At 43.2% G+C, this 19,940-nt stretch carries 20 protein-coding genes; 10 read left to right on the top strand and 10 right to left on the bottom strand.

Features of this window, described 5'->3' with window-relative positions; genetic code table 11:
* Positions 1-135 precede the first annotated feature (135 nt).
* The gene (locus tag DN53_RS18035; protein ID WP_242502046.1) at positions 136-468 is read left to right on the top strand and encodes a mechanosensitive ion channel domain-containing protein; all 333 of its coding nucleotides are present in this window, start codon (positions 136-138) and stop codon (positions 466-468) included.
* A gap of 88 nt (positions 469-556) precedes the next feature.
* Here the strand turns inward: DN53_RS18035 and DN53_RS02070 are convergent, their stop codons facing one another.
* The 3 genes from DN53_RS02070 to DN53_RS02080 form a co-directional block, all read right to left on the bottom strand.
* Entirely contained in the window at positions 557-1,840 is a 1,284-nt protein-coding gene (locus DN53_RS02070; RefSeq protein WP_129652754.1) for a tetratricopeptide repeat protein, read from the bottom strand.
* A gap of 66 nt (positions 1,841-1,906) precedes the next feature.
* Positions 1,907-2,635 carry a DUF4331 family protein gene (locus DN53_RS02075; RefSeq protein WP_129652755.1) on the bottom strand — a complete coding sequence of 243 codons (729 nt, stop codon included), beginning with the start codon at positions 2,633-2,635 and terminating at the stop codon, positions 1,907-1,909.
* 21 nt (positions 2,636-2,656) lie between these two features.
* Positions 2,657-3,346, bottom strand: coding sequence for a DUF4331 family protein (locus DN53_RS02080; protein WP_129652756.1), 690 nt, complete (start codon positions 3,344-3,346; stop codon positions 2,657-2,659).
* A gap of 167 nt (positions 3,347-3,513) precedes the next feature.
* On the opposite strand from DN53_RS02080, the gene DN53_RS02085 reads away from it, so the two are divergent.
* A complete protein-coding gene (locus DN53_RS02085) occupies positions 3,514-4,704 on the top strand; it encodes an LETM1-related biofilm-associated protein (protein ID WP_129652757.1) in 1,191 nt (396 codons plus the stop codon).
* A 90-nt stretch (positions 4,705-4,794) separates the two neighbouring features.
* On the opposite strand, the gene DN53_RS02090 is transcribed toward DN53_RS02085, so the two are convergent.
* From DN53_RS02090 to DN53_RS02115, 6 genes are all read right to left on the bottom strand, one after another.
* Positions 4,795-5,550 (bottom strand): LytR/AlgR family response regulator transcription factor, encoded by a 756-nt coding sequence (locus DN53_RS02090; RefSeq protein WP_129652758.1) that lies wholly within the window; start codon positions 5,548-5,550, stop codon positions 4,795-4,797.
* A 3-nt stretch (positions 5,551-5,553) separates the two neighbouring features.
* Positions 5,554-5,859 (bottom strand): 2TM domain-containing protein, encoded by a 306-nt coding sequence (locus tag DN53_RS02095; RefSeq protein ID WP_116218700.1) that lies wholly within the window; start codon positions 5,857-5,859, stop codon positions 5,554-5,556.
* A 2-nt stretch (positions 5,860-5,861) separates the two neighbouring features.
* Positions 5,862-6,167, bottom strand: coding sequence for a 2TM domain-containing protein (locus DN53_RS02100; RefSeq protein WP_129652759.1), 306 nt, complete (start codon positions 6,165-6,167; stop codon positions 5,862-5,864).
* A gap of 38 nt (positions 6,168-6,205) precedes the next feature.
* Positions 6,206-6,481, bottom strand: coding sequence for a 2TM domain-containing protein (locus DN53_RS02105; RefSeq protein ID WP_129652760.1), 276 nt, complete (start codon positions 6,479-6,481; stop codon positions 6,206-6,208).
* A gap of 146 nt (positions 6,482-6,627) precedes the next feature.
* Positions 6,628-7,971, bottom strand: a complete 1,344-nt coding sequence (locus DN53_RS02110) for a 2TM domain-containing protein (protein WP_242502047.1) — start codon at positions 7,969-7,971, stop codon at positions 6,628-6,630.
* Positions 7,972-8,258: 287 nt separating this feature from the next.
* A complete protein-coding gene (locus DN53_RS02115) occupies positions 8,259-9,395 on the bottom strand; it encodes a glycoside hydrolase family protein (protein WP_129652761.1) in 1,137 nt (378 codons plus the stop codon).
* 280 nt (positions 9,396-9,675) lie between these two features.
* On the opposite strand from DN53_RS02115, the gene DN53_RS02120 reads away from it, so the two are divergent.
* The 6 genes from DN53_RS02120 (at position 9,676) to DN53_RS02145 (ending at position 16,516) form a co-directional block, all read left to right on the top strand.
* Complete coding sequence (locus DN53_RS02120; protein ID WP_129652762.1) at positions 9,676-12,075, top strand: TonB-dependent receptor; 2,400 nt, start codon at positions 9,676-9,678, stop codon at positions 12,073-12,075.
* A 4-nt stretch (positions 12,076-12,079) separates the two neighbouring features.
* Positions 12,080-12,919, top strand: coding sequence for a DUF4249 domain-containing protein (locus DN53_RS02125; RefSeq protein ID WP_129652763.1), 840 nt, complete (start codon positions 12,080-12,082; stop codon positions 12,917-12,919).
* Positions 12,920-13,457: 538 nt separating this feature from the next.
* Positions 13,458-13,973 (top strand): nuclear transport factor 2 family protein, encoded by a 516-nt coding sequence (locus DN53_RS02130; RefSeq protein ID WP_129652764.1) that lies wholly within the window; start codon positions 13,458-13,460, stop codon positions 13,971-13,973.
* A 27-nt stretch (positions 13,974-14,000) separates the two neighbouring features.
* A complete protein-coding gene (locus DN53_RS02135; protein WP_129652765.1) occupies positions 14,001-14,768 on the top strand; it encodes a hypothetical protein in 768 nt (255 codons plus the stop codon).
* A gap of 127 nt (positions 14,769-14,895) precedes the next feature.
* Complete coding sequence (locus tag DN53_RS02140) at positions 14,896-15,789, top strand: DUF4382 domain-containing protein (RefSeq protein ID WP_129652766.1); 894 nt, start codon at positions 14,896-14,898, stop codon at positions 15,787-15,789.
* A gap of 121 nt (positions 15,790-15,910) precedes the next feature.
* On the top strand, positions 15,911-16,516 hold the full coding sequence (locus DN53_RS02145) for an FMN-binding negative transcriptional regulator (protein WP_129652767.1): 606 nt from the start codon (positions 15,911-15,913) through the stop codon (positions 16,514-16,516).
* Between the two features lie 11 nt (positions 16,517-16,527).
* On the opposite strand, the gene DN53_RS02150 is transcribed toward DN53_RS02145, so the two are convergent.
* On the bottom strand, positions 16,528-18,318 hold the full coding sequence (locus tag DN53_RS02150; RefSeq protein ID WP_129652768.1) for a PorP/SprF family type IX secretion system membrane protein: 1,791 nt from the start codon (positions 18,316-18,318) through the stop codon (positions 16,528-16,530).
* Between the two features lie 302 nt (positions 18,319-18,620).
* Here DN53_RS02150 and DN53_RS02155 point away from each other — a divergent pair, with 302 nt between their 5' ends.
* Entirely contained in the window at positions 18,621-19,100 is a 480-nt protein-coding gene (locus DN53_RS02155) for a GNAT family N-acetyltransferase (RefSeq protein WP_129652769.1), read from the top strand.
* Positions 19,101-19,240: 140 nt separating this feature from the next.
* On the top strand, positions 19,241-19,663 hold the full coding sequence (locus DN53_RS02160) for a DoxX family protein (protein WP_129652770.1): 423 nt from the start codon (positions 19,241-19,243) through the stop codon (positions 19,661-19,663).
* Positions 19,664-19,940: the final 277 nt, after the last annotated feature.

Raw genomic sequence — 19,940 nt, forward strand, 5'->3', positions numbered from 1 at the left:
TCTTTGACCAAAAGGGCCATACGGAGATTTGGCAGGACCAGTGCCATTGATATGAACAACAGAAAAATCATCTTTTATCTTAGTAATCTTTTCTTCTATGGCTTTGCCCTTGTTGGAATTTCACTAATCTGGGGAATGAATTTGAAGGATTTCTCCCTTTTTCTTTCCTCGACCCTGGCCATATTGGGGGTAGGTTTTGTGGCGCAATGGTCCATCCTATCCAATTTAACGGCCAGTGTGATTCTATTTTTTAGCCACCCTTTGCGTTTGGGGGACAGGATCAGGGTATTGGACAAGGATTTTGATTGGACCGGAAAGGTTGAGGATATAAGTGGTTTTTATCTTTTTATGCGAACAGATGATGGCCGAAGGATTACCATACCCACTAATTTGGTGATTCAAAAAGGTATTGAGATCCTGAAAAACGAAGAAGAAGATACCGGTGAAGAGGAATTCATTGAAAATTGATAGGATGCGCCATAAAGGATTCATGACGCATCCAAACAACAACCAAGTAGCAACCCAAAAAACCACTACTTAACCTTCGATTCCCTGCCTATAAACTCAATATTTGATGTTCCTTTACCGGACCCAATTCGTATAGGGCCCCCGTTAGTTCCTGCTTCAGTTCCTGGACCTTTTTATTTTCGCCGTTGGCCTTATAGACTTCAGCTGCTTGACTGAGCGTGGACGGTTCATAGGTTTTTCCATCAATATGGGTCTTTACCAGTAGTAGGGCTTTTTCCTTTTGTCCCTTTTTTAGATAACTATAGGCCAAAAGACCATAGGTTTCAGGAGTAGGCCTGTTCCCTACCTCCCTTTTCGCCAATTTCAGGGCTTTTTCGGTAACATCCATGGCAATGAGAAAATCCACGTTATGGGCATTGTACATCTCTCCATAATCCACATTCCCCACCTTTTTATGGAAGTTGTCCAAAGCTTGCAATTTTAGGACCTCATTACCCATAAATTCGGCAATCTCCGCTTTGAGCAAATCGTATTCCGGGGACTGGTGTTTTTGAATGATGCTATCCATGATGCGTAAGGCCTCTTCTCCATTTCGTTCATGGGAGTATACGATCCAGGCAATCCCTTTTTTGGCATAAGCATTTTGCGGATCTATCTCCAATGCTTTTAGATAGAGTTTGTATGAATTTTCAATACGACCTGCATGTCCATAAAAGTCTGCCAAATTGGTGGTGGACCATAGTAAAAGGTCCCTATTGTTGGACATTTTCGCCCTATCATAAGCCTTTTCCATAAACCGAATGGCGGTATCCAAATCACCTTTATGATCATTCCATTTGGCCAACCGGATCAGGTATCCGAAATCCGACATGTTCTGGATGCTGTCCAAATATGCATGGGCCTCCTCATAATTGCCAAGTTCCATATGCACATCGAACAAAAGAGCCTGCGTGGCATTGGCCCCACTTCCTTGCTTTCGTGCCGATCGGGCCAGTTCCAAAGCTTCCCTGAACCTATGCTGGGAGATATAATTTCTCGCCAAGGCTCGCATATACCCTGCTTTTCCCAATGCGGCCGCTTCCAATGCCTTTTCCAAGGAACGTTCTGCCATCTTTAGGTATTTGATATCTCCCGTTCCCTGGAAGAACCGGTTGTATTCGCCGGCCACATTGGCCAGTCCCATCGTTTGCAGACTATCCTGTTTTATCTTGGAATCCCAAAGCTGAAAATATTTTGAGGTGGTTTTTACGGGTGTGGATGTCAAATAGCGGTCATAGTCCTTTTTATCGGTCTTGAATACCTTTTCTTCTTCCTTACATGAAAACAATAGCACTGTTATCAAAAGGATGAGTTTAATTTTTGTTGCTTCCATAATCTTGTTGTTGTTTTTATAAAAAGGGAGAGGACGAATCCTCCCCCCCTTTCCCTTTCATAGCGATTACTCGGGATCTCCCAAGTAAGGGAAACTTGTTGAAATATCTGCGGTAAGCGCAACCCCGTCCGAAGTCAATCTAGGCAAGTCTGCCATTCCATCATCATCCAAATCCTGACCACTGAAACGGTCTCCTTCCATTCCTCCAAAGAAAAGAATGAGGGACACATCTATAATGTCATCATTGGGGTGTCTGCCCGTCAAGGCCACCTCATCACCATCCGGTACCAAAATGCGACCGTCATTATCAAAATCGGTTCCTGGGTTAAAGTAGGTTGTGGGCAAATCAGGGGCCACTTCCAGAACATCTGCTGCCAAAACAGTGGTCAAGGTAGCCGCATCCAATCCCAAAATATTGTTCTCATAATCCACATCAGCAGGGTCCAGTCCCAACTTTATGGCATACACATCATGGTACTGCTCCAACCTTGCTTGAAAACCGGCCTGAAAAGTTGCTGACATTTCTGAAGGAATTGTGGTATTGTGCGCATCTTTCACGCTGGGTTCCCCTTCCATGTCAAAGCTCAAGGTGGTATTGATGCCGGGGCGTCCTATGTGGTCCACTTGGGCATAGGTTCCCGAAAAATCGGTTCCCATCATATCATCGTCATCATTCATCATCATATCGTCATCCATACCCATTTGATATGGGGTCTCATCATCATTGCTGCATCCAATGACCAATCCTAGGGTCAATATCAATGCTGCGAAATATATTGCTTGTTTTCGTATCATCTTTTTCACTATTTAAGTTGCTTATTGTTTTCTATTTGTGGTCACCCAAGTTTTGTAAACTGTAAGTCCCAAGGCATTGGTGGCCGTTGGGGCTCCCAGCATGGCATTGGGGATTTCCACAATAATGGAAAGGGTATTGGCACCATCAAAGGTGTCTGCTGCCTCTTCCGGCGGAAGAAATCCACCAGGGGCCGATTCCATATCAGGGGAAATGACCGCATTGAATTGGAAGAAATCAAAAAAGAAGGGGTCCTGTCTGGGTCCTGCGAACAACGAAACCCCATTGGCGCTTTCTACGATGGGCGTTGCCCCGGAAATTTCCACATCGCCCAGAGGAGAATCCGTTAGCACTTGACTGTTCAATCCCGTCTGTGAGGGCGTTGCAGGTCCAAAGAAATACATCCTTCCATCCCTAGCAATGGCCTGAATGACCTGGTCTTCTACCAAATCCCCATCCAAATCTATATTGATTTCGGTAAGTACATCCTCATCAAAGGTGCCATACGCCAATTCTGGCAGCACATTGGATTGGACATCCACTACGAAAACCGTATTATCTGAACCTTCACTGGGTTCAAAGGCGTAAAAATCGGCAATATCCGAAGTGGTCCCTGCGGTCGAAGGTGCATCAATATGGTCTGCAGACACCAGAACAATTGCCGATGCGACCAAAGCACCTAGACCCATTACATACTTTGTTGTTTTTTTCATGTTACTTGTTTTTAAAGTTTCCTACACCCCTACCTACGCAACCTCTTCTAGGGTGGTTTGGTTTTTAAATGTTAAAAAAAACTTAATGGATTTTTAATGTGAGCTAGGTGCATTGTTCACCATAAAGTCGCATAATTGTTTTACTTTGGTCTGTAAATAATCACCCAATGAACCCTTCTGCTTCTGGATGGATCAAGAAGTTCGGCCACCTTGTAACCAAAGAGGCCTCTTATTTTCAAGATTTTGATGGCCTGTACCACGAACTCAAAAGAAGTGGTTTTGTCTTTGGGGTACATTTAAACATTCCGTCCTTTATTGAAGCGGAGCATACCTTGAGTGAGGACGAAATAGCCAAAATCAACCTGCTTACGGCGCTCTATTTTACCTTTCAATTTGAGAAGGGAAAGACCAGCTTCAATCATTTTGTCAATACCGTTTTTGAATATTATCAGTCCTTGGAGGTGGCCCATATCTCCTTTCTGAACAAAATATTGAGTGGTAAGCATACCGAGGCCCAATTGGAAAAATTAATCGATTCCCGAATCTATTTGGGCGGCAATGCATTCAATAGGGCCTTGGGTAGTAGCCTGACCAATTCACTGCTTTATGTAGATGTCCTCATCTTTAAAAACTATTTAAACTCCAAGGAGTCCTTTAAGGAGCATGCGCAACTTTTGGAGTACGTCACGATTAACATTGCCTACCATACCCTAAACTCCAAAGAAGCCAAAAAGAATGATGACAAACTCATTCAACTTTTGGATGCCTCCCTCACTTATGTGAATTTGGATGAAGCAAAATTTGATGGTACTTATCTGGACCTTTTGGACGAAAATTTTTCCTCTTTTGAGAAGGACTATTTTTTGGATATGGCCTGCTTGACCATATGGGAAGATAAGTCGATTGACTACACCGAATCCGATTACATTTTTGGTCTCGGGACCCATCTTGGAAAGTCAAAAAAAGAGGTGGAAAACACCCTCGAATATGTGCAAAAATTCTTTGAGGAAAACAAGGAGAAAATTGCCTATTTAAATGACAAGAATTTGGCCCTTCAATTCTATGATGGCATGTCCAAAAATGTGAGCAAACTTATTTTGAGAAACAGCAAAAGACTCAAAAAAGAGCTTCAGGAAAGTAGGGAATTAATGTCGCTTTTATCCAAATCTACCGTGAAGGATTTAACCGAAGATGAGAAGAAAAAAGTACAAAACCAGCTCATCGATATTTTTAAAAGTATCCCATCCTTGGCCATTTTTATGTTGCCTGGAGGGGCGGTTCTTTTGCCTATTTTCATCAAACTCATCCCAAAGTTGCTTCCCTCCGCCTTTGACGATAACCGCATAGAGGAAAATTGACTATTTTAGCTTAAAAAAGCCACTATAAGGAAAATTTATAGTGACTTTTTAAATAAATCAATTATTTGATAATCAGTTATTTTAAATCATTTATTCCAACCATAACTTAAAGTCTCTTACACGTTCCCTACTCACAATGATTTCTTGCCCATTGAAATGGTTCAACTTCAATTGAAGCCTGGAATTTGTGTATGAAATGATGTCTTTTATATGGTTGATGTTCACATAAAATTTGCGGCTTACCCGGAAGAAAATCTTTGGGGACAACTCCTCCTCCAACTGTTCCAAAGTGGTGTCCAATAAATAATTTCTACCCTCCGAAGTTGTGGCATATGTCCCCTTGTTCTCACTGTAGAAACATTCCACATCTTCCGCGTTTATAATTTTGAGGTGCTGCCCCACCTTGACCGTAAACCGTTTTTTGTATTCGCGTTCCAAGGGGTCTGCCAATAGCTTTTTTATGTCCTCAAAATCGACCGAAATTTTATGTTGGTTCGGTTTAAAATCACGGTACTTTTTAACAGCTCTTTCCAGCTCTTCATCATCGATGGGTTTCAACAAATAATCTATGCTGTTCAACTTGAAAGCTTGGAGTGCATATTCATCAAAAGCCGTGGTAAAAATGATGGCACTTTTCACCTCGACCACATCAAAAATTTCAAAGGATAATCCATCCGATAATTGGATGTCCAAAAAAATAAGATCGGGGTGCGGATGGTTTTGAAACCACTTAATGGATTCTTCAACAGAATGCAACATCGTGGAAACCTCAACCTCCAAATCGGACAATAAACGACCCAATCTTCTGGCCGCCGGTTTTTCATCTTCAATGATGATCACATTCATTTTTTATAGGTATTTATCCATTTCCCTTTTGTCCTTTTCAATGAACTTTTGGATTTGGCGTTCTTCCCAATTCTTTCCAAACAATGGGTTAAAACCAAAAACCTTGGCCGCGTGAAAGGCCAACCCAATCCCCCAACCAAAAAGGGTCACAAAATGGGGCCATGTCCAAAAAGTGTCGGCATTGATATAAATGCTTATCAAGATAAAAGCATTGATGACCAAGTACACCATAAGGTGAATGTAAAACGACTTAATTTCCTCTACACGTTTTTTGGCCCTAGTAAACTTTTCTTGCTCAAAATTTTCCATGATTATTTCCATTTTGTGGCTTCATCCTCTTCTTCTTTCATAAACTCCTTTATCTTCTTTTCCTCCCATCCCTTTCCAAAAAAGGGATTTAGGTTAAAGGTTCCAATGGCATGGAACATGACTCCTATGCCCCATCCAAAAGCAGCCCATAAAAACCACATATAGCTGAACCCATTGGTAAGATAGTTGATCAAGGCCAATACGGTCATGACCATGATGTAGGACCACACATGGGCATAAAACTTTTTAAGCTCGCCAACCCGTTCCTTGGCCCTCATGTACTTGCTTTCCCTATCCAAATTTTCCATACTAAAGACATTTTGGCTACTGCTAAATATAAACATTGTTAATATTCTTTTTGCTCCATGAACTCTTTGATCTTGCGTTCCTCCCATCCCCTTCCCAAAAGAGGATTGTAGCCTTGTGCACAGAACCACATCCCCACAAGACCTATGCCCCATCCCACTGCCGGGAAAATGATCCAAGGAAAACTTGTTGTTCTATAATTGAGGTACGCCAAAATCGGGATTACAATGCAATAGGCCAATAAACTTGAATAAAAAGCCTTTAGCTTTTCCACTTTCTGTTTGGCCCTATCATACTTTTTGTTTGAATTTTCCATAACGGTTCGTTTTTATGATTTAGTGATTACGTATGCCCCAAAATTCATCATTTACCGAAAGTGGAAGAAAAATAAGTTCGTGAACTGTCAATTATTGCGGATGAGTTGTTGGAAGATCTGAGATTGGATTTCTGAGCCGGAAAAGTCTAAAACTCATCCTTATCCATAAGTTCCTGGATTTTTTGTTCTTCCCAACGTTTGCCCCACAGTGGGTTGTACCCAAAAGCTTCCATCCCATGCATAATTACGCCAAATCCCCAACCCAAGGTGGGGAAAAATGCCCAAAGAAAATCGGTGGTCCTTAAATTGATCCACCATAAAAACGGGATTACAATACAATAGGTGATCAGGTTGCTGTAAAAGTCCTTTATGGCCTTCACCTGTTCCTTGGCCTTGGCATATCGTTTTTGCTCAATATAATCTTTTTGGGTTTCCACAACGGTCAGTTTTTGGGTGAGTATAGGCAATGACACCCTAAACTCTACATCCGATTTTTGGATGACCACCTCCCAGTCCGTTAAAATGTTGTAGCGTTGCTTAATGTTCTGAAGCCCCACCCCACTGCTCTTTTTTACCACCTGTTTTTCCTGGAGATTGTTGCTTACCACCAACATTCCACCTTCCTCGAACACTTTTATGTGCAACGGTCTGGAAGCGGTGACCACATTGTGTTTTACCGCATTTTCCAAAAGCAGCTGCAATGAAAGCGGGACTATTCTAGCCTCAGGTTGGGTGCAACTTTCCGGAATCTCAAAAACAATACTGTCCTCAAAGCGCATTTTTAACAAACGCACATAGGTCCGGGCAAAATTGAGCTCTTCATCCACCGTGACCAAGTCTTTGTTCTTTTGCTCCAATACATATCGATATACCTTGGAAAGTGAAGTAGTGAATTTTTGGGCTTGATCGGGATCTTCTTCAATGAGACTGGTAAGCACGTTTAGGCTATTGAAAAGGAAATGGGGATCTAATTGGTTCTTCAAGGCATCGAACCTTGCCGAAGCGGTTCCTGCAATAATCTTTTGCTCCTTTACCCGCTTTTCTTGCCAATTCCTGTAGAAATACGCCGCATAGAAGAACACAGACACCACTACGGTAATCAAAAGCGCCACGATATAGAACATGGGATCCTCCCCTAACACAAAGGTTTCCCAGGTTTCTCCCTCAAAACCCAAGTTGATCACAATGCGTATCCAAAAGATGCCCAAAAGGGTAAGTACAACTCCACCAATGCCACTGATGAATATCCGATAATTTGCAAACCTCCTCCACTGCACCCGATGGTTGATGTAATCATAGTACAGACTGTTTATGAAGGTGAGAACGATGGAGTACAACAGGTAGTGACCCACTTCCCGCATTAAATCCTTGCCGAACACCACTTCCCTACCCAAGAGTGCCTCCACGCTAATGAAAACAAGCGCTATCAATAGCCCTAGCCCTATTGCGGTAAGCAATAGTTTGCCAATATATCGGATTGTTTTTTCCATGATCGCTAATCGGGTTGGTGGAAGGATACGCTTGACCATTCCACCTTAACATGATTAAAATTAACAAAAACCATAGGTTTATTCTGAAGGTTGTCCTACTTACCCTTCCAAATTGGACAAAGTGAGAAAAAGACCATCCGTTTTTTGATTGATGCCCCAAAGTTGCAGGTTTTCCAAGAACAAGGAAAAAATGAAATACCGAACTGTGCTTTTTTGCTGATGGATCGTATCCACAAAAAAGCCCGATGACAAAAAATCATCGGGCCTTTAAATTTAAATCAAGAGAGTTATTTTTTGGAATAGTCCTTATGGATAGCCTCTTCAAAAGCTTTCCAATGGGCGTCCGTCATTCTTCCTGGTGTAAAAAGACAGATACCCGCAGCTCCATTTTCCATGGACACTTTAATGGCCTCCCCGATTTCACCAGGCAATAGACCGTGGTTTTCGGGATCCTTTTCATCGCCTTTCTTTTCGGGTTTTGGACAGATGAACAATCCACTGTACACAGGAGCTCCGTCCTTTGCAGTGGCGACCTCTTCGGCAACCATTTCACCGACCCATTGGGGGCCTTCCAAATAAAAGTCGTTGTAGTTCATGGGATATATGGCATCCAAGTCCCATTTGCCCCAATCCTGTCTCACCAATTTCTTGGCGATGGATGGACCAGGGAAAACCGCCCCATTGATCTTCTTGTTTTTGGAATGTACCACTTCGGTCAAACGGTTGACCATATTGGTAATCAAATCATATCGGAACTGTTTCCATTCCATCACTTGTGAAGGGTCTTCCACCTCTAGAATATCAATCCCCGTTTTGTCTTTAAATGCCGAAGTACAGTCGTCACAATAGCAGTAATCAAACTGCGGAAACTCCCTATCCATCACCAATCCGTATTTGTCCCATAGACCACGGGCCAAGATCACGTCGGGAAAACGGATGTAATCCAGATGGATGCCATCCACATGCTCAACCTCGGCCACACTTCCATACAGATCGGCCAAGAAATTATACACCCCCTCCTTGCTTGGGCATAAAAAGGTATAGTGCGAAACATAGGCCGGTTTATCATATGCCGATTCGCCTTTACCGTTAATAGCATACCACTCTTCTTTCAACTTGGGGTTTTTGCCCTGTACCATGGTAGGGATCCAAGTGTGGAACTCCATACCGGCCTCTTTTACTAGCTTCCCTACCCTTTTATAGGTTTCCGGGTCGTGGCCGCCGTTATACATTAGCCCATCAATTCCCTTTGCCTTTAGGTCGGCAAATTTGGTGGCCAATTTTTCGTCCGTGGCCTCTCCAGGCCCGTAATCCCATGCATAAACAGGGATTTTTGTTGTTTCAGTGGAGGTTTTCTCCGCCTCTTTATCCTTACATGCTACCATTGAGATGGCCAAGACCATCATGATTAAAACTTTCCTCATTCTTTGTTTTTTTGTTTAGTTGACATGAAATTAATCAATCCCTTTGCCGGAAAACCAAAATTTAGACCAACAACAGCGCAACCCAACCCAACGTTCATTAAAAAACTTGCTTTTTTTACGCACCTCTAAACACTTGGTAACCAAAGCCATTGAACATCAACAGTAAAATTGACAACCTTTTCTTCATCTCACCCATGCAACCTTCCAATTTCCAAAGTGTCCTTAGTGCGAGTGAATCAAAAAACGATTTCATCTTAACCTGTAATTCAAAAAATCACAAATGAAACAAAAAAAGAAAAGGCATGGCCCGGCATTTTGGCTTTTGGGTCTTTGCCTCTTATTGGGCACAACGCTCGTTCAGGCCCAAAACAATTTCACCATTAGCGGAAAAATTTCGGACGGTACCAATGGAGAGACCTTGTTTGGCACCTCCATTTTTTTACGTGGCACCGATATTGGTGCGATCAGCAACGAATATGGTTTTTACTCCATCAGTGCACCGAAGGGGACCTATACCTTGGTATTTTCATACATCGGTTACAATGAAATGACCCGGGAGGTGACCTTGGATCAAAACATGACCCTTGACGTGGAACTATTGGAGTCGTCTACCCAACTGGATGAAGTAGAGGTCACTGCCGAAGAGCCCGAACGTGCGTTGCTCCGCAAACCTGAAATGAGCGTATCCAAACTCAACATCAAGACTGTAAAACAAATGCCTGTGGTTTTGGGCGAAGTGGACATCATAAAGTCCCTTCAAATTCTACCAGGGGTCACCAACAACGGGGAAGGTTCCAGCGGATTTCATGTTCGCGGTGGAGCTGTGGACCAAAACCTGGTCTTATTGGATGAGGCCATCATATACAACACCTCCCACTTGTTGGGCTTTTTCTCGGTCTTCAATGCGGATGCCGTAAAAGACCTTAAACTATACAAAGGGGGCATCCCTGCGCGGTTTGGAGGTCGGGTTTCATCGGTGTTGGATGTAAGACAAAAAGATGGGAATAGTAAAGCGTTTGCCATGACCGGGGGCATTGGTGCCATTTCAAGCCGATTGGCCCTTGAAGGACCCATGTTCAACGACCGGGGATCCTTCTTGATTGCCGGACGGGGGTCATATGCCCACTTGTTCTTAAAGCTAGCCGGGGAAGACAACAGCGCCAACTTTTACGATTTGAACTTGAAGACCAATTACAATCTCAACCCAAACAACAAATTGTACCTCTCCGGTTACTTTGGTCGCGATCTTTTCAATATCGGGGGGTCGTTTAACAGCAGCTACGGGAATGCATCGGGCAATCTACGCTGGAACCATATTTTCAACGATAGGCTCTTTTCCAACTTATCATTGATCTACAGTAACTATGATTACGAACTGGGTATTGATTTCTTTGATTTTGATTGGGTCTCTTCCATCCAAAACTACAATGTAAAATACGACCTTAAATACTACTTCAACGATGCATTCAAGCTCGATTTTGGTGTAAGCACCATAAAGTATGTGTTTGATCCCGGTCGTATAAAACCCACTGACCCAGCTTCTGCGATCAATGAGTTGCAGCTGGACAAAAAACGGGCTTTGGAAAGTGCGGCCTATATCAATGCAGAGCATAAACTTACGGATAGATTAACCGCCCAGTACGGTATTCGGTTCAGTCATTTTAACCGCATGGGCGGACAGCCCTTGAACGAATACTTGAACGACAGACCTTTGGTCTATAACAGCACGCTTCGCATTTACGAAAGGCAAGACCCTATTGATGAAATCAGCTATAAAAAGAGTGAGAGCATTGAAACCTTCAGCAATTTGGAACCAAGGGTTTCCCTGGCCTATCAACTCAACGAGCTTTCTTCTGTAAAATTGGGGTATTCCAGGGCCGCCCAGTACATCCATTTATTGTCCAACACCTCATCAGTAACTCCTATTGATGTTTGGACCCCGAGTGGAAAGTACATCCAACCCCAGTTATCGGACCAATTTGCCTTGGGGTATTTTAAAAATTTCAAGGGCAATGTCTATTCCATGGAAGTGGAGACTTTCTATAAGACCGTGGACAACCGAATCGACTATATTGATGGTTCTGACTTGATTGGCAACAATACCATAGAACGTGAAATCCTGAACGGCGAATCAAAAGCCTATGGCGTTGAACTGTTGCTGCGAAAAAACGAAGGTACTTTTACCGGTTGGTTGGCCTACACTTGGTCCAAATCACAGCAACGGACTCCCGGAGGGGATGCTGGTGGCCCGGGAATCAACAATGGGGATTGGTACAGCACTCCACATGACCGCACCCATGACGTATCACTCACCGGGGCCTATGCCCTGAACGAAAAATGGAGTTTTGGGGCCAATGCCATTTTCCAAACGGGAAGACCCGTGACCTACCCCAATGGGCAATACCAGTACGAGGGGATTTCCGTGGCCAGTTACTCCGACCGTAATGCCGACCGTTTGCCGGCTTACCACCGATTGGACGTTTCTGCCACCTACCGCCCCAATAGAAAACCCCAAAATCGATGGAAGGGCGAATGGGTCTTTGGCATCTACAATGTGTTCAACAGGAGAAATGCTGCATCGATATCCTTTGGACAGAACATGGAAACGGGCGCCAATGAAGCCACCCGTACTGCCATTTTTGGGATTGTCCCTTCAGTAACATACAACTTTAAATTTTAAACACATGAAACCATTTTATATAGCTTGCATTGGGGTATTGCTCATCTTCGCATCCTGCACCGATGTTATTGAGGTGGATGTTCCAGAGGGTCCGGAAAGACTGGTCGTAGAAGCCTCATTGGATTGGGAGAAAGGAACTTCCGGAAACAACCAGACCATTGTACTCAGTACCTCCACCCCATTCTTTGCCGAACAAAAAATTGTCCCTGTACTTGGCGCCTCGGTCAAGGTCACCAATACGGATACAGCTGCTGAATTCATCTTTACCAGTCAAAACAACGGAGAATACACCACCTCGTCCTTTGTTCCGATTGTTGGGGATACTTATCAACTTGAGGTCCTCTATAACGGGGAGACCTATACGGCCACTGAAACCCTTTATCCTTTGGTGGACACTATCGAGGTTTCCCAGTCCAAGGACGGCGGTGAGGATGATGAGGCCCTCGAAGTAAATGTAACGTTTCAGGACCCTGAAGGTCTTGGCGATTACTACTTCCTACGCTTCAAAAGTCAGAACGACCTACTTTCGGAGCTTTATTATATCAAGGATGAATTCATTGATGGCAATGAGGCCACATTTTATTACGAAAAGTTGGAAGGTGAAGATAGCGTTGATGAGTTTAAACCCGGCGATGTTGTGGATGTAGCCTTGATGGGCATTTCGAAACAGTACCATGATTACCTCCGGCTTTTGGTGGACCAGTATGAAAATGCGGGGACTCCATTTAGCCCCACTCCGGTTCCCTTGGTGGGCAACTGCGTGAATCTGGACGACCCGAACAACTTGGCCTATGGATATTTTAGGGTTACCGAAATCATACAGACCGAGTATACTTTTGAATAAAATCCAGGGGCATGTTGGATACCCTATATCCGATGTGTCCCTTCTTTTTTCACTGGAACACACTATTACCACCCGTATTTCACGAAAAACCAACCGAATTGCGTAAGAAAACACCTTGAATTTAATGGGTTTCAAGTAAAAAACACTTCATTCAAACCCTTGATTAACAGTTTTTTATTATATTTATAAGGACCGACTGTTTACAACCTCCCCCTTGCATTCTTCTCGGCAAGTCCCACATCTAAATAGATCTTTGTACTTGCATGTCATGTTGACCCACGCCGTTCGGAATTGAGCAAGTTGCCTTTGTACCACAGATTTCCACAACCTGTAAATCAATCTTTTGAAAACACTGACGATTCTGGCTCATTTGACCCATGAAGATGGTGCAAACTCGCTGCATGTGGAATATTTTATCATAAGGAACCCACTTGTGATAAGGACAAGACCTGATTTTTCCAATTTCAAATCAAATTAAAACATATGCCCCGGCCCAGTGGTCGGGGTATTTTTTTTACTAACCTTAAATCAACAAACAATGAAAAAAATTCTTTTATCATTCGGGATGGTGGCCCTATTACTGGGTGCTTGTCAACAAGGTCCAGTACGGTACACCCAGAATTCCCCAGAGATTGAAACTGTCAAGAAATTGATAGCCAATTATGACAGTAAAAACTACGATACCAGCATGTATGCTGATACTTCCAAAACCTATTACAACACCAATGACGATGCCCTATCGCCCTCAGAGGCTATGGATTATCACAGACAATCGGAGGTCAATTATGCTTCCAGGGGCTTTGGAAATGAACATCAAGAATATGAAATGGTAGTGACCGATGACGGTGAAACCTGGGTGAACAGTTGGTTGGAATGGGGATGCACCCTAGCCGCCAACGGAAAGGAAATTAGTGTTCCCGTTCACCTGACCTTTCAATTTGTGGACGGAAAAATTGTAAAGGAATATGGGTATTGGGACCCAACCGAGATTGTATTGGAACTCCAAAAAATTGAGGCCGAGGCCAAAATGATGGAGGAAGAGCAAACAGAATGATCAAAAACTAAACTAAAACTAAAGACAATGAAACGATTATTTTTAACCCTAGTACTGGTGCCTATGGTAATGATGGGCCAACAGACCGAACAGCCTCCCATTTTTATGAATGTGATGATGACGCCGCATCCTGAAAAGATTGAGGCCTTTGAAGCTGGAATGGCAGCCCACAACAAGAAATATCATACCAATAATCCAGGCTCGGTCAGCGTGTTTTGGGTGGCCAGTGGCAAAAATTCCGGAAAATATGTGTGGAGTATGGGCCCAACCTCTTGGGCGGCCATGGACGATGTGAGCAACTATGACGACGCCCATACCAAGGACTGGAATACCAATGTGGCCGCCAATGCATTGGCCAAAATGGAAACCACCTATTGGAAAAACGATCTAAAACATTCCAATTTCAGCAGGGATTTCAACCTGAAGAACCTATCTATTTTTATGGTGGACGTCAAGCGGTTCAAGCAAATGGAGTTCGCCTCCATTTTAGATCGCGTGCAAAAGGTTTTCAAGACCAAAGACCCAGACCATCAGTGGGGAAGTTACTTCAACGAACTCCCCAATATGGACGGTCAGGATTTTGTTTGGGTGGATTTCTTTGACAAATCGGCCTGGATGGGAGAAGAGGACAAGTTCATGGAATGGTTTGAGGAAGTCCACGGTGCCGGTAGTTTTTCAAACTTTTTAAAGGATGTTGAAGCCGCCACAAACGGAGATCGTGGAGAATTATGGATCTATAGAGGTGATCTTAGCGGTTCCAGTGGAGAGGTGAAAACGAGAGGTGACGGACAGTGATTTTGTAGGATTTTACCTTAAATAGTATTAAAAAGCTTGCATTTCATCGAAAAAACAAGGTTTGGACACGTATAGACACCTTTTTGCCCGTATCTATAACACGAACCTATTGATTAAACCCCATACGATGAGAACAAAAATCTTTTTTTACGCATTGAGTTTTATCCTTTTAACCTTTACAGGCTGTTCAAGCGATGGAGATGGCGGCAATGGTGATACCATGGGAAGGCTAACGGTAAAAATGACCGATGCCCCTTTTCCATTTGATATGGTTGCCGAAGCCAATGTCACTGTCTTTAAAATAGACGCAAGATTAAAGGATGGAGAAGATGACGATGAAGAAATGGATGATGAAAGTGGTTCTTCTTTTGTGACCCTAATGGAAGAGGAAATTTCAGTGAACCTTTTGGATCTGACCAATGGTACCACTGAAACCATGGCCGATTTGGACATCCCTGTCGGCACCTATGACCTTATACGGGTCTACGTAAAGGGAGTGAATGTGGTATTGACCGATAATCGTAGCTTTGATCTCAAAGTTCCTAGCGGCGAACAGACCGGTATCAAAATTTTTATAGACCCTGCTTTGACCATTGCTGGTGGTCTTTCCAGTGATCTATTGCTGGATTTTGACGTAAGCCGCTCTTTTGTGGCCAAAGGCAATATGAATTCAGTTGATGGTATTACCGGCTTCAACTTTAAGCCAGTGATCAAGGTAAGTAATCTATCCACAGCAGGTACGTTGAGTGGAGCGGTTACCACCATGGATGGGGAATCTTCCGTTGCTTTGGAGGACGCCCAAATTTCCATACTGGATTTGGATGAAGAGCCCGTGACCTCTGGAGCCACCAATATAGATGGGAATTATGCCATCATTGGCCTTAATGCAGGAATCTACAAAGTGTTTGCTTCCATGAACGGATTTGTGAACAGTGATACCGTTGAAGTGGAAATTGTAGCCGCAAACAAGACTGTACAAGACTTCGTCTTGGAGGCCGAAGTAGTAGAGGCAGGCAACTAGTCTCACTCCAAAATATGTAATTGAAAAAGCGGGCAGTGCCCCGCTTTTTTTATGTTGACCTGAAATTGTAATAGGCGTGTATTCGTATCTTTGGACCATCATTCCATAACCTTACCACAGCATGTACATTCCACATTATTACAAGAATGAAAATCTTGATGAAATAAAAGATTTCCTGATCCAGAACAGTTTTGGCATTTTGATCAGTACGGTGGACGGAAAGCCTTGGGGCACCCATATCCCCCTGGAATTGGATACAAATGCGAATGGCCAGAATATCCTAGTGGGGCACATCTCAAAGGCCAACCCACAATGGAAAAACTTCAACAACCCTTCAGAAGTGCTGTGTATTTTCAATGGACCCCATTCCTACATTTCTTCGTCATGGTATAAAGAAGAAGAGGTTCCCACTTGGAATTATATTGCCGTGCACGTCTATGGGAAAGTAACCATTTTGGATGAGGAACAGACCATGGCCTCAATGTACAAGCTTGTGGACAAGTATGAACAAAACTCGAAGAATCCCATTTCCTTGGACCATATGTCACCCAAGACCCTTCGCCAGGTAAAAGGGGTGGTAGGCTTCGAAATTGAAATCACAGAGATCCAGGCGGCTTACAAATTGTCACAAACCCGCGTGGATGACCACCCTACCATCATTTCAGAGCTGAACGAAACCAACGACCCCGGAAGTAAGGCCATTGCCCACAAGATGAAAAAGGGATAACCCTGATTGCCTTATTCGTTGTCTTGGAAAATGGCATCGGCCCAATTGGAATATCGGGGATTGTCCACATGCATGATCCATATCTCGTCCGTGTACTTGCCCTTCATCTTGGAACGGTAGGCGGCATAAGCCTGTTCGTTTTCTTCGTACTTGGCCAAATACACATAATTAAGACCATTATCAGGATTCTTAAAGTATTCGGCGTCCAAGCCTTGGGCCTTGAGCTTATTCATAAAACTCTTTAAATAGCGTTCGCTCTTGAACACATTGGCAACAATGTAGTGTCCTTGCCCTACTCCATCCAGATTGATGAACTTTTCAATGGGTTTATAATCCCCTCCTGAAAAAGAACCCGTAGTCTTAGGTTTGACACCATTTCTGGAAGTGCTGGTTGAATTATCTGCCAACTGCGTTTGAGACATTATTTTTGCCAAAGAATCCAAATCCTCGTTCTTGGCCAAATAGAGTTCATGGGCTTTTTGCTCAATATCAGGTCTGGTATCCCCAGTCTGTTGTTTCACCATGTGCATCACCATTTCAAATCGCTTTTCCAAATCGCGTTGCCGGTTCTGCTCCATGGAATCCATTCTGAAAATAAGCTCGTTGATCACAGCGTAGTTGTCTTCCTGTTGTGCCCTTAATTGCTCGATTTGTTCTTCCCAAAACGCCAGATCCTCTTTGTTGGAAGGTCGCAAGGTGGTTGCTACATCCAATTTGCTTTTCTGTACTTCCTTTTTGGACTTCTTGGCATCGGCCACCAAACCTTCACCCTCAATAGGTTTTCTATTATCCTTGTCGTTCTCCTCATTGGAGACCATAACGTTCTTGGATAAATTGGGTACAAAGGAATAGGCTATGGACACCTCATGGGTTACCCCAAGATTGATCAGGTTGTTGTTGATGTTCTTTTCAAAGTTATACCCAAAGGAAAGTCTTCGGTTCAGGTTAAATCCTGTTCCCGCGGAAGCTCCATAAAATTGGTCGTACCCACCTTGGACCCAGCCCAATTTGGGAAGATCCAATATAACTCCGCCACCAAAGATAGGGTCATTACTGCCCTCAAGCCTTGCCCGTGCCAAAGGCATGAGCCTACCATCTTCCAAAATTCCATGGGCATTTTCAAACTCATGGGTAAACTGAACATGCCCAGAGAACGTCTTCTCCGCAATATTGGTGAGTGATTTTCCAGACTTAATGTTATAGTCCACCAAATTTTGGGCAAAAACCCCAAAATCAAACTTCCCCAAAGAAAGGTTGAGTCCCGGCTGGAAGGAAATAATGGAACTTTCGGATGCTTCGTTCAACAACGGGTCGTCCTCAAGCGCCACTGCCCTATCCGGGTCCAAACTACTTACATAATAAGGGATGTTCACCCCAAAAGTGAGGCTGCTTTTCTGTCCCAATTGTATACCGTGGGAATAATTGGCCATCACTCCCAAATTGGAAATCACTCCTGATTTCTGGTTGTACAAACTCAAACCCAGACCTATCCTTTCGCTTATCTGACCACTATAACTCAAAAAGTAGTTCTGGTTATTGTCACTGAATTCCGCACTTTGACTTCTGTGAAAAAAGTTCACATACGATTTATCCTCGCGGACCGCGCTAAAGGTCGGGTTTATCAAAAACCGATTGTATTTGAGCAGATTCTGAAATGGAATATCATAGCTCACATAAGGATTGCTTTCTTGGGCCAATACCGAATGTAAGGAAAGCCAACAGAAAAGTATCAAGGGTACGATTCCACTAGAACGGAATAAGCGGAGGGGGTTCCTTAAAGAGAATAGTAGTAGTTTTTCCATAGCCGATTGGAATTTGTAGGTTAAGGCACCTGATGGGGTCAGGTATGTAGATTTGGTTCAGTCTCATTGCAAGATTTGGGAACTTGTAAGAGTTTTATTACTAATATGAGTTGTAATATTACGCAATAAATCGGTAAACAACCAATTTTTTCGTTAAACGGAGAGGTTAATTATAGATATAACGAAGCTAGACCAAAAAAATTGGTTATTCCACTCAAAAAAAGAAGGTTATGACTCAAATCCTTGATATGCTTTTCAAGGTTTCCCCTTAACTTTGCGAGGCAACTTTTAACCGATTCTCCATGGCCATTTCCCCTAAAATAGTACCTTATTCCGATACCTATCGGGAGGCATTCAGGACCCTCAACGAAGAATGGATAAACACCTATTTCAAAATGGAGGAAGCAGACCGCATATCGCTGCACCATCCCAAGGAAAACATTTTGGACAAAGGTGGTTACATCGCTGTAGCCTTGTTGGAGAATGAGCCAGTGGGTGTATGCGCGCTTATCCCCAGTAAACATGACGGCTATGATTTTGAATTGGCCAAAATGGGAGTCTCCCCGAAAGCCCAAGGAAAAGGAATTGGCAAGCTATTGGGTATGCATATGGTTGACAAGGCCAAATCACTTGGAGCACGGAAACTCTATCTGGAGAGCAATAGAATTCTGCAACCCGCCCTCAACCTCTACAGCAAGCTTGGCTTTATTGAAATTGCTGGGGTTTCATCTCCTTATGAGCGAAGTGATATCCAAATGGAATTGGTCTTGAAAAATAGATAAAACCACAATTGGAATATAAACCCTATAGCCTTCCTTATACAATAAATATTGAACTAAAAACAGGGTTTCCACTCGGATTTATTTCCTCATATCACTAAAAATGAGTACCTTATAGTATTCAACCTATAAATCCGTTTACTATGGGGACCGTAAAGGACTTAAACAAATGGGCCAATGCCCATACCTATTATCCGTTGGATTTGTTGCGTATTGCCCTTGGGATTTTTCTTTTTATCAAGGGCATTGAATTTATGACAAATCATGAGCAGATGGCCTTGATGGCCAAGCCTTTTGAAGGTATACCGGGAGGTATGATTCTACTACATTATATTACGCCGGCCCATTTTGTAGGGGGCTTTTTAATTGTAATAGGTTTATTGACCCGTTGGGCGGTAATTGCACAGTTGCCCATTCTTATCGGTGCTGTGCTCACCAATTTCTTGGGAACCATGGACCCCACCAATTTAATCATGGCAACCTTGGTTCTGTTGGCATGCATTTTTTTTACCTTTTATGGATCCGGAAAACATTCAGCGGATTACTATCTAAAAATGCAGCAATAATCCATACAGCTACCTGAAAGTTTGAAGTGAGCTGCACCGAGCCATTTTTGTGGGTATCACTTTAATGCACTACATTTAATTTACTGTTTATCAACCTAAAGCCAACACTATCAAACGCTCTGCATTCATACTACTCTTCGTATGTCTTGTTGCCACCACTACGCAGGGACAAACAGGGCTTATAGACAGTCTTCAGCAAAAATATGCCACCGTTGACTCTGACTCTCTTCGGATACGGATACTCAAGGATATTGCCTGGGAATATCTGAACAATCGT

Source organism: Flagellimonas olearia, from assembly GCF_004150225.1.
Taxonomy (GTDB): Bacteria; Bacteroidota; Bacteroidia; order Flavobacteriales; family Flavobacteriaceae; genus Flagellimonas; species Flagellimonas olearia.

Bases quoted from the DNA above. Each gene is read 5' to 3' on its own strand.
- DN53_RS18035 (WP_242502046.1), top strand. From the start codon at position 136: ATGAATTTGAAGGATTTCTCCCTTTTTCTTTCCTCGACCCTGGCCATA.
- DN53_RS02070 (WP_129652754.1), bottom strand. From the start codon at position 1,840: ATGGAAGCAACAAAAATTAAACTCATCCTTTTGATAACAGTGCTATTG.
- DN53_RS02075 (WP_129652755.1), bottom strand. From the start codon at position 2,635: ATGATACGAAAACAAGCAATATATTTCGCAGCATTGATATTGACCCTA.
- DN53_RS02080 (WP_129652756.1), bottom strand. From the start codon at position 3,346: ATGAAAAAAACAACAAAGTATGTAATGGGTCTAGGTGCTTTGGTCGCA.
- DN53_RS02085 (WP_129652757.1), top strand. From the start codon at position 3,514: ATGAACCCTTCTGCTTCTGGATGGATCAAGAAGTTCGGCCACCTTGTA.
- DN53_RS02090 (WP_129652758.1), bottom strand. From the start codon at position 5,550: ATGAATGTGATCATCATTGAAGATGAAAAACCGGCGGCCAGAAGATTG.
- DN53_RS02095 (WP_116218700.1), bottom strand. From the start codon at position 5,859: ATGGAAAATTTTGAGCAAGAAAAGTTTACTAGGGCCAAAAAACGTGTA.
- DN53_RS02100 (WP_129652759.1), bottom strand. From the start codon at position 6,167: ATGGAAAATTTGGATAGGGAAAGCAAGTACATGAGGGCCAAGGAACGG.
- DN53_RS02105 (WP_129652760.1), bottom strand. From the start codon at position 6,481: ATGGAAAATTCAAACAAAAAGTATGATAGGGCCAAACAGAAAGTGGAA.
- DN53_RS02110 (WP_242502047.1), bottom strand. From the start codon at position 7,971: ATGGAAAAAACAATCCGATATATTGGCAAACTATTGCTTACCGCAATA.
- DN53_RS02115 (WP_129652761.1), bottom strand. From the start codon at position 9,395: ATGAGGAAAGTTTTAATCATGATGGTCTTGGCCATCTCAATGGTAGCA.
- DN53_RS02120 (WP_129652762.1), top strand. From the start codon at position 9,676: ATGAAACAAAAAAAGAAAAGGCATGGCCCGGCATTTTGGCTTTTGGGT.
- DN53_RS02125 (WP_129652763.1), top strand. From the start codon at position 12,080: ATGAAACCATTTTATATAGCTTGCATTGGGGTATTGCTCATCTTCGCA.
- DN53_RS02130 (WP_129652764.1), top strand. From the start codon at position 13,458: ATGAAAAAAATTCTTTTATCATTCGGGATGGTGGCCCTATTACTGGGT.
- DN53_RS02135 (WP_129652765.1), top strand. From the start codon at position 14,001: ATGAAACGATTATTTTTAACCCTAGTACTGGTGCCTATGGTAATGATG.
- DN53_RS02140 (WP_129652766.1), top strand. From the start codon at position 14,896: ATGAGAACAAAAATCTTTTTTTACGCATTGAGTTTTATCCTTTTAACC.
- DN53_RS02145 (WP_129652767.1), top strand. From the start codon at position 15,911: ATGTACATTCCACATTATTACAAGAATGAAAATCTTGATGAAATAAAA.
- DN53_RS02150 (WP_129652768.1), bottom strand. From the start codon at position 18,318: ATGGAAAAACTACTACTATTCTCTTTAAGGAACCCCCTCCGCTTATTC.
- DN53_RS02155 (WP_129652769.1), top strand. From the start codon at position 18,621: ATGGCCATTTCCCCTAAAATAGTACCTTATTCCGATACCTATCGGGAG.
- DN53_RS02160 (WP_129652770.1), top strand. From the start codon at position 19,241: ATGGGGACCGTAAAGGACTTAAACAAATGGGCCAATGCCCATACCTAT.